This is a genomic window from Rhizobium sp. BK212 (assembly GCF_014197475.1).
GTDB lineage: Bacteria > Pseudomonadota > Alphaproteobacteria > Rhizobiales > Rhizobiaceae > Rhizobium > Rhizobium anhuiense.
In genome coordinates this window covers 190,785-205,724 of the sequence record NZ_JACIFS010000011.1, presented here as the reverse complement: position 1 = coordinate 205,724, position 14,940 = coordinate 190,785, and the positions used below count along the sequence as shown (strand labels likewise).

The window sequence follows — 14,940 nt, the reverse complement described above, 5'->3', positions numbered from 1 at the left end:
CAAGAAGGTCTATATTCCCTTCCAGCTCGTCACGCCTGAGAACGTCAAGGACTTCGTCACCAAGAACTGAGGCGAATGCCAAGCAGGATGCGGGCTTTGCCCGCATCCTTTTTTGAGTGCTTAAAGTCCCGTGGCTGATTGAGGATGAAACTGGCCGGCATCCCGATCTCGTGCCCGTAAAGAAGAGGCAGGGCCGAAACGTCAAGGAGTGGACCTTTGCCAAGACGCTTTGCGCGCCGCGACAGAGGTCACCATTGTCGGCAAATATAGCTAAGGTAGGTTGCTCGACGGAGCCCTGTTTTCGACATATGCGGGTCCGCGCGTTACTAGCGTATCGTCCGGAAAATTGCCGCCCCGAGGTTCCTGCTTGACGATTTATACAGTCGGCATCAGAATCGCAGCGTTGAGGGTGAGTCGACCGTACCCGCTTTCACATTGTTGCTCGCCTCAGAAGAGACTAGCCGCAGCGGCCGATTGGCCACGCGCCGACCGACGCCGCTGGTCGCAAGCTTGCGGGGGATCGCCGTGGATAAAGTGTTGTCGGCAGTCGGTCCTCCTCGCGACAGCCAGCCGCGGCACTGGAGGTTCTTCTTACGGAGCAACCGCCGCTGGCTGCTTTGGCCAGCGCTTTTGATGCCCGTTTTGCTTCTTGCAGGTATCGCTGTTTTTTACCATGAAATCCGCCACGTCGAAGATCCGGCTGGTCGGATTGAGTATCAAGCGCTCGATAAGGCCGCCCGATCATCACGCATATCAGTCCGCCCTGATACGGCGGCTCCTTCTCCTCTTCCGCCGACGTCTGTATCGCTGAAGCTGATCGAGGTTCCGAAACTGGAGCTGGCCAGCCAGTTTCTGCGGACGTGGCGCTTCGCGGGGCCAAATATCTGCGGCGCTCTTCGAGAGGCCGGCATCGAAATGAGCGAGTGGAAAGCCGCATCGATGCGCAATCGTAGTTATGAATGTTATTTTCAGCGCATCCACGAACGGGACGAGGTGCGACCGCTCAGTTCGACCTTCGTTAGGGTTCGGGGAAATGAAAGGGGCGATATTGTTGAGATCCGCGCCAAGATCGTCGGGCCGCAGACAGATGCCCAGGGGCGTCTCGCTCCGGCTGTCCTGCGCATTTTCGAGATCATTGTGAAGCAGGCCTGCTGGCGTGATTTCGAAGATGCGCTTGCGTCGATCCAAAGCCTTCGCAATGTCGAATACGACCAATTCGGCGCCTATCTCAGCTTTACGCGCGAAGCCGGCAGCGAAAATAGCTTCAATTTCATTCTTGGCCTTAAGGCGACGTCAAGTTCGCAGGTGAGGACCAAGGCGTATTTTTCGGCAGACAGCTGGCTGGCCACGACAAAACCCCGCATTCCGCAAACTTTATCCTCATCGTCCGCATCGTCGCATCCACAGCCGCCACTTGCGCTCGATGACGGAGTGAGTAGCGGCCACAATTCAAGATCAATCTGGAACTGTGGCTGAACATCCATAAGTCCATCGTGACCTTAGTTTCGTCCCTTCGAGGTCTTCGCCAGCATCTCGCTCAGCGTTGCCGCCGAGAGCATGGATTCGGCCAAAAGCTTCTTGAGCTTCTGGTTTTCCTCCTCCAGTGCTCTCAGCCTTTTGGCATAGAGACCTACATTTCCGTACTGCAAGGATTGCCACCGATAGAAGGTCGGCTCGCTGATCCCGTGCTTGTGGCAAACATCCGCCACCGTCACCCCGGCTTGGTGCTCCTTCAAGATACCCGTAATCTGGTCGTCGTCGAATTTTCTCTTGCCCATCACGGTCTCAGTCCTCGCGAAATGCTCTGTTGAAACTGTCGAGGAGTGGTCTGACGGCATAGAGCGCCACGCTGCTTTCGCCCGTTTCGATCAGTGTCTGTGCGGGCATGCCCGCGACCAGTTCGACATCACTCATTTTTGCCAACCGCTCGTCCGTTACACGGATAGTCGCGGCAAAGTAGGGCTGGCCGCTCTGCGGGTCGGTGAGACGATCCGCTGATACGTACTCGACCCGACCTTTCAGCAGTGGAACGCGCCGCTGATTGTAGGGAAGGAGGTGGACCTGTGCCTCGAGCCCCGGACGGACGAGATTGATGTCTTCCGGTCTGACGTGGGCAGACACGACAAGGCGATCGGTGCGTGGCAGAAGATCGACGAGCGGTTCACCCGCGCCGATCACGCCACCTGATGTGTGGATGCGCAGGTTCATGATTGTCCCATCGTCGGGAGCACGAATATCGGTCCTTGACAGTTGGTCGTCGATCGCCCGCAAGCGCTCGCGCAGCTGCATGATCTGGCTTTCCGTGTTGCGCATGCCCTGGGCGACTTCGCTCAACCGGTCGCTCTCAAGTTTTGCGAGATCGGCCTGCGAGCCGCTGATCGCCTGATAGGCGCGAGAGATCTGCGCCTCTACTTCACCCTGCTGGCCATCGAGGTCTGCCTTTTCCCGCTGTAGGTTGAGAAGTCTGCTCCTTCTTTCCAGTCCTTTGGCGGTGAGGACCGTAACCTGATCCAGTTCTTGGCTCGAGATTGCGGCTCTGTCGGCCAATGCTGCCTTCTGCGCACCAAGCCCGACGATTTCCTGCCGCACCTGGGCGATTTTTTCATTGGTGATCTGAATTTCCGCCTGCATGACCCGGCGACGGGCGTCGAAGATTTTCTGTTGTCCGATCAGAATGGCGCTGACCGAAGGATATTTGTCCATTGCTGCCCTGAGATCCTCAGGATAGGCGACGTGATCGCTGCCCGTCTGCTCCGCAAGCAGGCGGGCGCGGCTTCCTTCGGCGTCCCAAAGTTGCCCTTGAACACTGTCGCGCTCCGAGCGAGACTTCGTATCGTCGAGTTCGATGACGATCTGCCCGGCTGTGACCGCGTCACCGTTTTTAACGAGGATTCGTCGGACGATTCCACCTTCCAGATGCTGAATGGTCTTGCGGCTGGTTTCCGGCTCGACGACGCCCGATGCGACCGCAGCGCTTTGCAGCGGCGCCAGAACCGACCAGATTCCCAATCCGACGATGAACACCAGGATCAACAGGTTTCCCGTCCAAACAACGCCTCTGAGCCCCGGCATGGGCGAAGGGGGAGCGGGTCCGCGCTGTTTCGATTCAATCACCGGCCAATAGGCCGTCCGTTGCCTGGCTGTTGCCGTCGATCGTGGAGGCAATCGCTGAGTCGCCCCTGACAAATCTGAAGATTTCGCCTGCGTTGCGTCCAGTTGAACAAGGGTCATGGCGCTTCTCCCTATCTTCCTGTTCGAGACGGCGGTTGAAGATAGGTATCATAAATCCGCTCACTGTCGCCGAAGGCAGCTACTGTCCCGTTGCGCATGATGGCAATCTTGTTGGTGACAGGCAGGATCCCCATCCGGTGCGTTATGATAACGACGGTCATTCCCCTGGATTTCATGCGCTCGATTGCCGTAAACAACATGCGTTCGCCGTCATAATCCAGGCTCGAATTCGGATCGTCGAGAACGATGAGAGACGGATTTCCATAGGCCGCTCGTGCCAGTCCCAGCTGTTGGCGCTGAGCCCGGAGGAGCAGGTTCCCACCTTCACCGATATCGGTCTCGTAGCCCTGCGGCAGCCGCATGATCGCGTCGTGCAATCCAACCAGCTTTGCGGCGTCGATCGCTTTGCCGGGATCTGCTCCATCGAGCCGGCCGATCACGTCCTTGATTGCTCCGCCGAAGAGTTCGATGTCCTGCGGCAGGTATCCGACATGGCAGGTCCCGCCGCAAAGACGCAGAGCCGAGATATCGACCCCACCGAGAAGGGCACATCCGCTCGTTGCTTGCACAACGCCTGCCATAATGCGGCCAAGCGTCGATTTTCCCGATCCCGACGGACCGATGAGCGCGATGCAATCGCCTGGCGCCAGCCGCAATGTGATATCAGTCAATATCGGCCGATTGGCGAATGGCTTGAAATAGCTGACATTATCCAGAACAAGGCCATTGGGTTCCGGTCGCGGCACCATTCGGGCATCGCGTTCCGATGCAACTGTTATCAGCATTCTGTTCAAGCGATTGAAGGCGTTACGCGCAAACGCAAAGGAGCGCCATGCACCTATTGCCCCCTCGATTGGTGCGAGCCCGCGCCCGAGCAGCAGGCTAGCAACGAAGATGATGCCGGGACTGCCGCTGTTTATGAGCACCAGCCATGTCGCCGATCCCATCATCAGGATCTGCGCGAGCGTGCGGATCGATTTGGAGAAACCAATAATGATCTCCGTGCGATGCATCGCGATGTCCTGCGCCCTTCTGGCCATTTCCGCATCGCGATAGACGATCTGCGCTGCGCCATCCTGCATGCCCATTGCCCTGATTACCTCGATGTTCTTGAGGGCTGTCGCAAATCGCAGATAGCTCATCGACAGGGAAAGATTGGCATGGGCAAGCGGCTCTCGCGTCGCCAGTTCCGTCAGGAACGCAAACAGCAGAAGTGCAACGGCGCTCAGAAGACCGATGGTCCCAAGCAGCGGATGTACAAGAAAGAGCAGGAGCAGGAATAGCGGCGCCCAGGGAACGTCAAAAAGCAGCGAGCTGGCCGGTGAATCGAGAAACTGGCGTAATGCGGCCAGGTCCCTGTAGCACTCCGTGGCTGCACCCGTATCGGCGCGAGTGGCATATTCGAATGATGCGGTCAGCACCATGGGCCGCAGCCTGTGGTCCAGCCAGCTGCCGATGCGCGAAAGAGCTGCCCTGCGCACGATATCCAGCATGGAGCCGACCAGCACGGCGATGGCGATGATCATCGTCAGCATCAGGAGCGTGTCAGCGCTTCTGCTCGACAGGACCCGGTCATAGATCTGCAGGAGATAGATAGACGGGGCCAGAAGAAAGAGATTGTAGCCGCAGCTATAGAGGAAGACCAACCCGAAGGCTCCGGCACAGGCTCGGAGCGCGACAACGAGCTGTGTCTGCGGGCGCGGTGGCTTGATGGAAATCGTTGTCATTATCAGATCTCGCTGCATTTGATACTGACGAGAAAAGACTGCGTGCTGGTTCAGCAATTCAGGAGGGTCGCCGGCCGAAACCGGCGACCCTCAGAGTCTGAGTTCATGAGCCGAGATGGTCGACGTCGATATGACCGAAGGCGTTTATGAAGTGATCGAGAGAATTGTTCACCGTCGTCGTTTCAGGATCCGAGTGAACCAGTGCCGACGAGATGTCGCCGCCCAGAGCGTTGTTCCCGTTGCCGCCGTTGCCGCCGACACCTGCGAGGATGGTGGCATGCTGATCGGCCACAAGCTGCGTATATTGTGTCGCGGTCGTCGCCGCAGCCACCGAAGCCGTGTCGTGGCCGCTCGTGTTTCCTTGATCACCGTTGGATTGAGCGTTTCCGCCTGCGCCGCCGGCGCCGCTGGTGAGTGATGCCAGGAAGCCGTTCTGGGCTTGGCTGAAGCCACCGGGTCCGCCACCGCCGGCGTCCCAATCTGCCGTCTGCCAAACGTGATCGCCGTTGTGCAGATGGGTAGATGCCCCGTCGACCGTTTGCACAGGGGTGACATAGGCTACCGGGTTGTAGTCAATGTCCCCATGATTGTAACCATTACCGCCGTTGCCGGCATTCGCATCACCCGCATCCGGGTTGTGGAGTTGAATCGTGTCAGATATTTGTGGAATAGGCATTGATGTCGCTCCTTCTACTTCGTTTCGTCCGTGTTCCTTTTACGGCGTTCCCTTACGGCGTGGGTATTAAGATGTCACCGCCAGCCAATACAACCGCGATCGAATATTGCCTGCGATTTAATCTATGGACTACCCGGATATTCGGCGACACTCCTTCGAGTGCATACTTGAAGGTGACGGAGAGTTATTCTGGATTAGTACGAAGTAATTTGGCGCGGGATGGGATGGGTGTGATCTCTTGTCGAAGCGACGTCGACCTTTTTTGAAGAGGCCGCCCCATAGAGAACCGCTGTATTCAGGGGGTCTGATCAGGTAGCCCGTGGCAAAGTCGATCCTGTTCGGGTCTTGAAAACGTCTATGTGCGATCGTGCGAAAGATGCGGGACCTCTAATCCAAAAGCGGATTGTTTGCTCGTAACCTCGCTCAACGGGCGCTGCGCTCATGACAGCCGAACGGCTATAGCCCTAGCCGACGGGATGTAGACGAATTGCAGGCTCTGCTTTTCTTCCGTTCGGGGGCACAATGTCTGAACAATTCAGGCTGGCTGCGCGATGCGTTCTGCGGATCCGCGGGCTGCCCTTGGAATGGAGACGGTAATGACGGAAATTCGTCCCTTGCTGGAAGACTTGCCCAAAGCGGGCACCGATCAAAACCTCACCTCCAATGTGGCGGCGGGGCATCTGGCACTGGTGCCGACCTGGCTTCCATTGGATGTCGCTTCCGGTCCGTCTGCCGGCAGCGGTGGTGACGGGATAAACGAAGGCGTGATCAGCAGCAATTCATTGGCCGTCTTCATGCCGTCCAATGCCGCGATGGCCGGACCTCATTCGGGTGCGGACGCTTTCCAGGGCAATGATGCGCTCATCAATCAGCATCCCACCGAAATGGCCGGGATCGGCGGGAATGGTGGAAGCGGCAATGTTGCCATCGGCAGCGGCGATGGCGCCAATCATGCCGGCGCCGGCGGCAATGGTCTCTTCTACGGTGGACTCGTCAGCACCGAGGTCGCGCTGTTTGCCCCCGTGAATACGGCCGTGGCTGCAGGCCCTGGCGCGGAGGCTCACGCTGAGCAATCGAACAACGCCCTCTTCCTGCAGGGCGCAACCCAGATGGGCGGCATGGGCGGCTCGGGTGGAGATCATAACGTCGCGAACCATGGCTCGTCGATCAGTCCGGGAACGTCGCTTACATTGACCGGGGACTATTATGCGGGCCACGGCGGCGATGGATATTTCGTCGGCACTATAGTCGACGTGAGTATCGCCATCTTTTCACCGATCAACATCGCCATAGGCGCCGCGGGCGGCTCGGCCGAGGCCCATCAGACAAACAATGTCATTTTCGATCAGGGCGCTGTACAGATCGCAGGCATCGGCGGCAATGGCGGCGGCTTCAACCTGTCGTCAGACACGATTTTCACCGGCAACCATGCGGGCGGCGGTGGTGGGGTCGGATCGTCGACGGGCAGCATGGTGGACGTCAATTTCGGCTATTTCCATCCCATCAACATTGCCGTTCCCGCCGGTGGGACGGCGGACGCCCAGCAGATCGATCATGTTCTCTATGACCAGCATGCGCTCCAGTTGGCCGGCATCGCGGGCCACGGTGGAGAGGGCAACCTCACGGACGCCCATTCGGCTCTGGTCGACGACATTCTGGGCTTCATGCATAGCTAGCGGATAGACTCTGTGCTTGCATTGCGGAGGCTCAACTGGACGAAACCGCTCGTCGTGCTGACAGGCTCGCGAGATGCCGAACATTTCACCATGACCTCATCCGTATTGTCGTCGATTTCGGCCGCCAGAGGCCGTGACCGCTGCCTGGCGCCTGGCGGTGCCGGCGCAGCGCAGCCTGCGTGAAACAACTGGTATTAATGCGTCATTAGAGCGCAGTTTCACTAATCATAACGGGTAATCAGCGATCCTCTGCTTTTGTCGCCCTTTACGGTTGTCGTTTCGCTGTCGGACCCTGCTGCTGTTTTGAATTGAGAGATGGAAACAAAGCCGAGCCGATCGGCAGCTCATTATGTCAACTCGTTCTTTCCGAGATGGGCCTGTAGCAGATCGGTTGCCTTTTCAGTGTCTTTGAAAGCTTTTTTGACCCGCTTGCCGTACGTCAATTCGGCCAAGGGGAGGAAGGACTGTGGCGACAAGTCGAGCCGTCATGCCATCATGGACAATCTCTTCAATATGCTCTGATAGCCCAGTTATCTATCACTGAAATCTCATAGGCTATAAGAATTATCGTGAGAGATCAGACTATTTATATCGGCAATACACTCATTTTTTATCATGACATGTAGTGAGAACAGGAATATTATAAATGGCTGTTGCGTTGCAAATAGTCTGGGGAGCACGCAAGTGTCCAACATTGCTAGAAACAAGCGCCGTATGGGGCGCAGTGCACCAACTGTGCTCATCATTGGGCATTCTACATTGGCGCGGACTACCGTGGTGAAGCTTCTTGAGCATGAACTCACTGGGTGGAACTTTATAGACTTGATTTCGACCGAGAGTCTCGATCGGGCTCTTGGAGCCGAGGTGCGTTTGATTGCATTGGATCTGGCCGGCAGAGATGTCGAGAGTGCCAGCCTGCGTGATGATCTGGCGGCAATTGGTGCACGTTTTCCAGAGGTTCCTATCACGTTGCTCTCAAGTACGGATGACGTCATCATCGCCCGTCAGGCGCTCGAGATTGGGATCCGCGGCTTCTTCTCGACGTCACTCCCTGTTGACATTGCTCTTGCCGGTCTTCGTCTCGTTCTGGCAGGAGGAACATTTTTCCCGCAGCTATTAGGGGATGTTGCACACGGCTTAAACGAGCATCGTCCGGCCAGAAATGAGGCTGAAAAAAACTTGGATGACAGGACGCAGTACTTGGCCATTGCTGATTTCACTCCACGGGAAGCGGATGTCCTCGCAGAGTTGCAATGTGGCTGTTCAAATAAGGTAATTGCAGGAAAACTCAATTTGTCGGGGCATACGGTCAAGATGCATTTGCAACACATTATGCGCAAGTTGCAGGCGCAGAACCGCACTGAAGTGGTTGCCCGCTTAATTCAAAGAGCCGCCGGTAGGCCTGACGCTTCGCCGAGTTAGGCGGTGTCGGCCAGTACCGGGCGCTTTCCCAATGTTTGAATGGGTGTCGGAGCGCAGTTTATCCTACCATAGGCGCCGGAGATTGTTCCCTGACTCGAGCCGTTGCCACCGCCGGCGAAGTTAGACTGTGCTACCGTCGGTGCGTTGTTGCTTCTTCGCCACAACCGGCTCGAAATCAGGCGAGCGCCAATATCCCCCCGTGGCGCAGTATTTCCGAGTGAGTTACATCATCAGCAAGCAGCCGCAGCAGGCGGTTGGGCCGGTGGAGCGCGGTAATCTGTAGCTTCAGGGGAATAGTTCCGCGCATGGATGGCAGCCTTTCGCAGCATCTGGACTCCGGTCTTCGTGCGCTCTGCGGCATTGCTGCATTCTATCGCATTGCTGCCGACCCGGTTCAACTGCAGCACGATCTGGCGTTGAAGGGGCGCACGTCCCGGGCCATCGACATTCAACGAGCAGCCAAGATCATCGGGCTTAAGGCGCGTGTCGTGGAGAAGGTCACGGAGCAACGTCTTCGAGCCATGCCCGTCCCCGCTATTGTCCAGGTGCGCAGCGGATCCTTTCAGGTGCTCGGCGGCTTGAACCCATCTGGAAAGTACAGACTCGTCGATCCGATAACGCGCGTCGATCGTGAAATCGCTTCTGCGGATATACTAGCCGAAATCGACGCGCGCGTTATTCTTGTGGGGCGGCGCATAAGAGGCGAAGGGTCCGACCCGCGAGAATTCGGCTTCAAGTGGTTTCTGCCATCGATTTGGCGTTATCGAAAGCCGCTTGCCCATGTATTGCTTGCCTCGCTGTTTGTGCAGATCTTCGCGCTCATCACACCTTTGTTCTTCCAGGTCGTGGTCGACAAGGTCCTGACGCACAAAGCCTATTCGACATTGTTCGTGCTTGTCGCCGGCATCGCGATCATTGGTCTCTTCGACGTCATGCTTCAATATCTGAGGTCCTATGCGTTGGCTCACACGACGAACCGGATCGATGTCGAGCTCGGCCAACGATTGTTCCATCATCTCCTGCGGCTACCGCTGGAGTACTTCGAGACGCGATCAGCCGGCCAGACCGTCGCCCGCGTTCGAGAACTTGAAACGATCCGCGCATTTCTGACCGGGCAGGGGTTGTTTTCGGCGCTCGACGTCATTTTCACTTTTGTCTTCATCGCGGTTCTTTTCGCCTATTCCTGGAGCTTGACCCTGATTGTCGTTGCGGCGATCCCGATTTACCTCCTGATCGGAATCGTGATTCGACCGCCGCTGCGCGAATTCGTCAAAGAGAAGTTCAATCGGGGAGCGGCAAGCCAGCAGTTCCTGGTCGAAGCGATCGTCGGTGTCCACACGGTTAAATCCGCCGCGGTGGAGCCGGTGATGCAGGCGCAGTGGGAGGAAAAGCTCGCAGCTTACGTGCGAACAGCCTTCGATACGACACTGCTGAGCGCTGGCGGACAAAATGCCATTCAATATGTGAGCAAGGTCTCGACGGCGGTCCTTCTTCTTTTCGGTGCAAGGGCCGTGATGAACGGCGAGCTTTCCGTTGGTTCGCTTGTTGCCTTCAACATGATCGCAGGGCAGGTCACCCAGCCGGTTTTGAGGTTGTCCCAACTCTGGCAAGATTTCCAGCAGGTGCAGATCTCGGTCGATCGGCTCGGCGACATTCTGAACACGCCGATGGAGCGTCAGCCAAGCGCCCGTTTGTCGTTGCCTGCCCCAAGGGGGAACATTGAACTTCGAAATGTCACCTTCCGTTATCGGCCCGGCTCTCCGGAAGTCTTGAAAAACGTATCGCTGGACATCAAACCCGGCGAGATCATCGGTGTCGTCGGCGCATCGGGTTCCGGAAAGTCCACGCTTGCCAAACTGGTGCAGCGTCTCTACGTCCCCGAAGAGGGTCAGGTTCTGCTGGATGGCATGGATCTATCACAACTCGACCCCGCGTGGCTTCGAAGCCACATAGGAGTCGTTCTCCAAGAGAACCTGCTGTTCAACCGCACGATCCACGACAATATCGCTTTCTCAAACCCGGCGATGCACCGCGCTCAGGTTATTGCGGTTGCCAAGCTCGCCGGGGCGGATGAATTCATTTTGCGGTTGCCGCAAGGCTACGACACGATGATCGAAGAACGTGGCGCGAACCTGTCCGGCGGCCAGCGTCAGAGGATCGCCATTGCCCGTGCGCTTGCCACCGCCCCGCCGATCTTGATTTTCGATGAGGCGACCAGCGCCCTCGACTATGAAAGCGAACGGGTCGTACAGACCAATATGCGCCAGATCGCCGCCGGCCGAACGGTTATCATCATCGCGCACCGGCTCGCAGCTGTGCGGCCCTGCAACCGGATCATCGGTATGGCAGACGGGCGCATAGCGGAAATTGGCAGCCATGACGAGCTGCTTAAGCGCCCGGACGGGCTCTATGCGCGGCTTTGGGCCTTGCAGAATGACAGAGGCGCCGCATGAAAAGTGGACCTGTCCAAGCTGTTCGATATGCCGGTCTTGCGCCGCGCCCGGCCAAGCGATCCGATCATGAGTTTCTGGCACCGGCGATCGAAATCCTGGAGACCCCGCCCTCGCCGGTGCGCCTGGCGCTGATCTTGATCATTTGCGCCTTCGTCACAACGGCATTGATCTGGTCCTATATCGGCCACATCGACATCATCGCAGCCGCACAGGGCAAGATTCAGCCGGCCGGTCGCGTCAAGGTTGTTCAGCCGCTGTTGACGGGTAAGGTGAAGGCGCTTCCGCCATCAAATGGCGCACAGGTCAAGGCCGGTGATATCCTGCTCGAACTTGATCCGACGGATGCTGTTGCCGATGAGACGGATGCGGCAAAAGGCCTGGCGTCTGTGAACGCCGAGGTCCGGCGCCGAAAAGCTGCGGTAAACTATGTTCGTTCTCAGGAGAGCGACGGGCTGCTGCCAACGATCTCATGGGATGCGGACGCGGCCGATGAATTGCGTCGTCGTGAAGAAGGCATCCTGCGGGGCGACCTCGAACAATACCAGGCCGCAGTTGCGTCGCTTGATGCTCAGAAGCACCAGAAGGAAGTGGAGCGCGATCGTCTGACGGTGACGGTTGCGGCTCAGAACTCGCTGGTTGAAACGCTGAAAGAGCGTGTGGCGATGCGCAATATGCTGGCTTCGAAGGAAGCCGGCACCATGGCAAGCGTGATCGATGCGACGCAAACATTGAAGGAGCAGGCGACGCAACTGGCTATGCAGGAAGGTCAGCTCGCTGATGCCGCCGCTGGTATCGAGGTCCTTGCGCGGGAAAAGGACAAGCTAAAACGAGCATTCCTAGGCGATCAGCTCGAGCGGCTGGGTAACGCGGAACGTCGGGTCGAAGAGCTGGAGCAGCGACTGGCGAAAGCCATAAATGTTCGTGAGCAGATGACTTTGCGCAGTCCAATAGACGGCACGGTGCAAGCATCCTCGATTACCAGTGTGGGCCAAGTGGTGACCGTCGGCGAGGACGTGATGCGTGTCGTGCCTGAGGGAAGCACACTGGAACTCGAAGCTTACGCTTTGAACAAGGACATCGGCTTCATCAAGGTCGGCCAGGATGCTGTCGTCAAGCTCGAAGCCTTTCCCTTTACGCGCTACGGGACGATCCCGGCCCGCGTCATCAAGATTGCGGCAGATGCGATTCCGGAACCCGATGCAGCGCGCCGTGAAGGCGACCCTGCGGCACGACAGTCGGAGGCAACGTTCGGCGGCGCCGAAAGGATGCAGAACCTCGTTTTTCCGGTGACATTGAGTTTGGAGGCCGATCAAATTCTAGCAGATGGCCGTAACGTCCAGCTCAGTGCGGGCATGGCAGCAGTTGCGGAGGTTCGAACGGGCGAGCGCAGGATCCTGGAATATGTCTTCTCGCCTTTGATCGAGGTCGCGGAGGAAGCGCTTCATGAGCGTTAGTTACTTAGGTCGAAACCTTACCGAAGCGAGAGAAGACTTGTAGTTGAAGTTTCACCCTCATGCGGAGCAGAGGGAACCGGCATTTGGCACGGCAGAGTGGATTAGGCAAACGGGGATTTTATGACGAACCTTATTACTTCGACGAAGAACGTCAGCTTGACTGGGGATCAGAAAGTTGACGGGCTGTTCAGCGGCACAGCCTGGGACGGAACGATAACCTATGCGTTTCCCACCTTCTCGACATCGTATTCCTATGCCGGCGAGAAAGATTTGGGTTTCTCTGCGATTTCCTCTCAGCAGCAGTCTTTTGCCTTGTTCTTCATGGAGCAATCCTACGGAAATACGGCAAATGACGGTTTCTCCGTTGAGGGATTTACGAACGCCAACTTTCAGGCCGGTAGTGCGGAGACCGCATCGGTGCGGTTCGCTCAGTCATGGATGCCCCCGACGGCATGGGCCTATTATCCAGACACTCCGGAGGCAGGCGGCGACGTCTGGTTCGGAACGGCATATGCTGGCACTGAGGTAGATCTTCGCTTTCCGGAGTTCGGCAACTATGCCGGCCATACCTTGGCGCATGAACTGGGCCATGCTCTCGGCCTGAAACATGCTCATGAGCCCATATACTTCGGCAATTCAACGGTCGTTCCGAGTGCCTACGATTCGCTCGAATACACGATCATGACCTACCACACATTTGTCGGAGACGATTTGAGTGGGATCAAGTATGAGCATGACGGTGCGCCACAAACTTTCATGATGCTCGACATCGCCGCCCTGCAGGAAATGTATGGTGCGGACTACACGACCAACAGTGGCAATACCGTTTACAAGTGGAATCCGAACCAAGGCATCACCTATGTCAACGGGGTTGCGGCCATCACGCCCGATGCCAACCGCATCTTCGCGACAATCTGGGACGGCGGCGGTATCGATACCTATGATTTGAGCGCTTATACCACCAACCTCACGATCGATTTGCGAGCAGGGGGGTACTCGGTCTTTTCCCAGGGCCAGTTGGCACATCTGGGGGGTGGTCCGAACAATGGTTACGCCCGCGGCAACATTTTCAACGCGCTTCTTTATCACAATAACGTTGCCTCCTTGATCGAGAATGTTCAGGCCGGCTCCGGTGACGATACGATTGTCGGTAACGAAGCGAACAATACGCTTTGGGGAAATGCCGGAAATGATTCGCTGTCCGGTGGTACTGGCGTCGACACATTGATCGGCGGCACTGGCAACGACACCTATTTCGTCGACAATGCCGCCGACGTCGTCACCGAAAACGCCAGTGAGGGGACCGACACGGTTCGCGCCACGGCAAGCTACACGCTTGGCGCCAATGTCGAAAACCTAACCTTTATCGGCACCGGGGCCTTCAGCGGTATCGGAAACGGGCTCGCCAACACGATCACGGGGGGCGCCTCCACCGATACGCTCTTAGGCGGCGCCGGCAACGATACGCTGGACGGTGGCGCCGGCGCCGACACGCTGCTCGGCGGTGCGGGGGACGACACCTACATCGTCGACAATGCCAGCGACAGCGTCACCGAGAACGCCAGCGAGGGGACCGACACGGTCCGCACGAACCTGGCAAGCTATACCCTTGGCGCCAATGTCGAGAACCTCACCTATAACGGAACGGCAGCCTTTGCCGGAACGGGCAACTCGCTGGACAACCTTATCATCGGGGGCGCTGCCAGCGATACGCTTTCCGGCGGCACCGGCAACGACACGCTGAATGGCAGCGCCGGCGCCGACACGCTGATCGGCGGGGCGGGGGACGACATCTATGCCGTCGACAATGCCGGCGACAGCGTCACCGAGAACGCCAGCGAGGGGACCGACACGGTCCGCACGAACCTGGCAAGCTATACGCTTGGCGCCAATGTCGAGAACCTCACCTATAACGGAACGGCAGCCTTTGCCGGAACGGGCAACTCGCTGGACAACCTTATCATCGGGGGCGCTGCCAGCGATACGCTTTCCGGCGGCGACGGCAATGACACGCTGAATGGCAGCGCCGGTGCCGACACGCTGATCGGCGGAGCGGGGGACGACATCTATGCCGTCGACAATGCCGGCGACAGCGTCACCGAGAACGCCAGCGAGGGGACCGACACGGTTCGCACGAACCTGGCAAGCTATACGCTTGGCGCCAATATCGAGAACCTCACCTATAACGGAACGGCGGCCTTCACCGGCACCGGCAATGCATCCGCCAACACGATCAGGGGTGCGGCAGGCGCCGACACCCTGGACGGAAAGGCCGGAGCCGACACACTGATCGGCGGAGCT

General features: G+C 57.8%; 9 protein-coding genes and 1 pseudogene. 6 read left to right on the top strand and 4 right to left on the bottom strand.

The features are described 5' to 3' along the window. Nucleotides 1-633 precede the first annotated feature (633 nt). On the top strand, nucleotides 634-1,476 hold the full coding sequence (locus tag FHT79_RS28060) for a DUF6030 family protein (RefSeq protein WP_183904557.1): 843 nt from the start codon (nucleotides 634-636) through the stop codon (nucleotides 1,474-1,476). 44 nt (nucleotides 1,477-1,520) lie between these two features. Here the strand turns inward: FHT79_RS28060 and FHT79_RS28055 are convergent. The 4 genes and pseudogenes from FHT79_RS28055 to FHT79_RS28040 all read right to left on the bottom strand — a co-directional run. Continuing rightward, nucleotides 1,521-1,778, bottom strand: a pseudogene (locus tag FHT79_RS28055) (transposase); the annotation flags it as partial. A gap of 7 nt (nucleotides 1,779-1,785) precedes the next feature. Next, nucleotides 1,786-3,231, bottom strand: a complete 1,446-nt coding sequence (locus FHT79_RS28050) for an HlyD family type I secretion periplasmic adaptor subunit (RefSeq protein ID WP_183904549.1) — start codon at nucleotides 3,229-3,231, stop codon at nucleotides 1,786-1,788. 11 nt (nucleotides 3,232-3,242) lie between these two features. Beyond that, on the bottom strand, nucleotides 3,243-4,958 hold the full coding sequence (locus FHT79_RS28045) for a type I secretion system permease/ATPase (protein ID WP_132575771.1): 1,716 nt from the start codon (nucleotides 4,956-4,958) through the stop codon (nucleotides 3,243-3,245). Between the two features lie 103 nt (nucleotides 4,959-5,061). Next, entirely contained in the window at nucleotides 5,062-5,634 is a 573-nt protein-coding gene (locus tag FHT79_RS28040) for a PE-PGRS family protein (protein ID WP_132575769.1), read from the bottom strand. Between the two features lie 596 nt (nucleotides 5,635-6,230). On the opposite strand from FHT79_RS28040, the gene FHT79_RS28035 reads away from it, so the two are divergent. The 5 genes from FHT79_RS28035 to FHT79_RS28015 form a co-directional block, all read left to right on the top strand. Next, on the top strand, nucleotides 6,231-7,310 hold the full coding sequence (locus tag FHT79_RS28035; RefSeq protein WP_183904548.1) for a hypothetical protein: 1,080 nt from the start codon (nucleotides 6,231-6,233) through the stop codon (nucleotides 7,308-7,310). A 714-nt stretch (nucleotides 7,311-8,024) separates the two neighbouring features. Continuing rightward, entirely contained in the window at nucleotides 8,025-8,732 is a 708-nt protein-coding gene (locus FHT79_RS28030) for a response regulator transcription factor (protein ID WP_246714065.1), read from the top strand. Nucleotides 8,733-9,037: 305 nt separating this feature from the next. Then, nucleotides 9,038-11,185, top strand: coding sequence for a type I secretion system permease/ATPase (locus tag FHT79_RS28025; RefSeq protein ID WP_183904547.1), 2,148 nt, complete (start codon nucleotides 9,038-9,040; stop codon nucleotides 11,183-11,185). Beyond that, a complete protein-coding gene (locus tag FHT79_RS28020) occupies nucleotides 11,182-12,639 on the top strand; it encodes an HlyD family type I secretion periplasmic adaptor subunit (RefSeq protein ID WP_183904546.1) in 1,458 nt (485 codons plus the stop codon). Before FHT79_RS28025 ends, FHT79_RS28020 begins: the two co-directional genes overlap by 4 nt. A 120-nt stretch (nucleotides 12,640-12,759) precedes the next feature. Next, a partial coding sequence (locus FHT79_RS28015; protein ID WP_246714064.1) for a M10 family metallopeptidase occupies nucleotides 12,760-14,940 on the top strand: 2,181 nt, incomplete at its 3' end.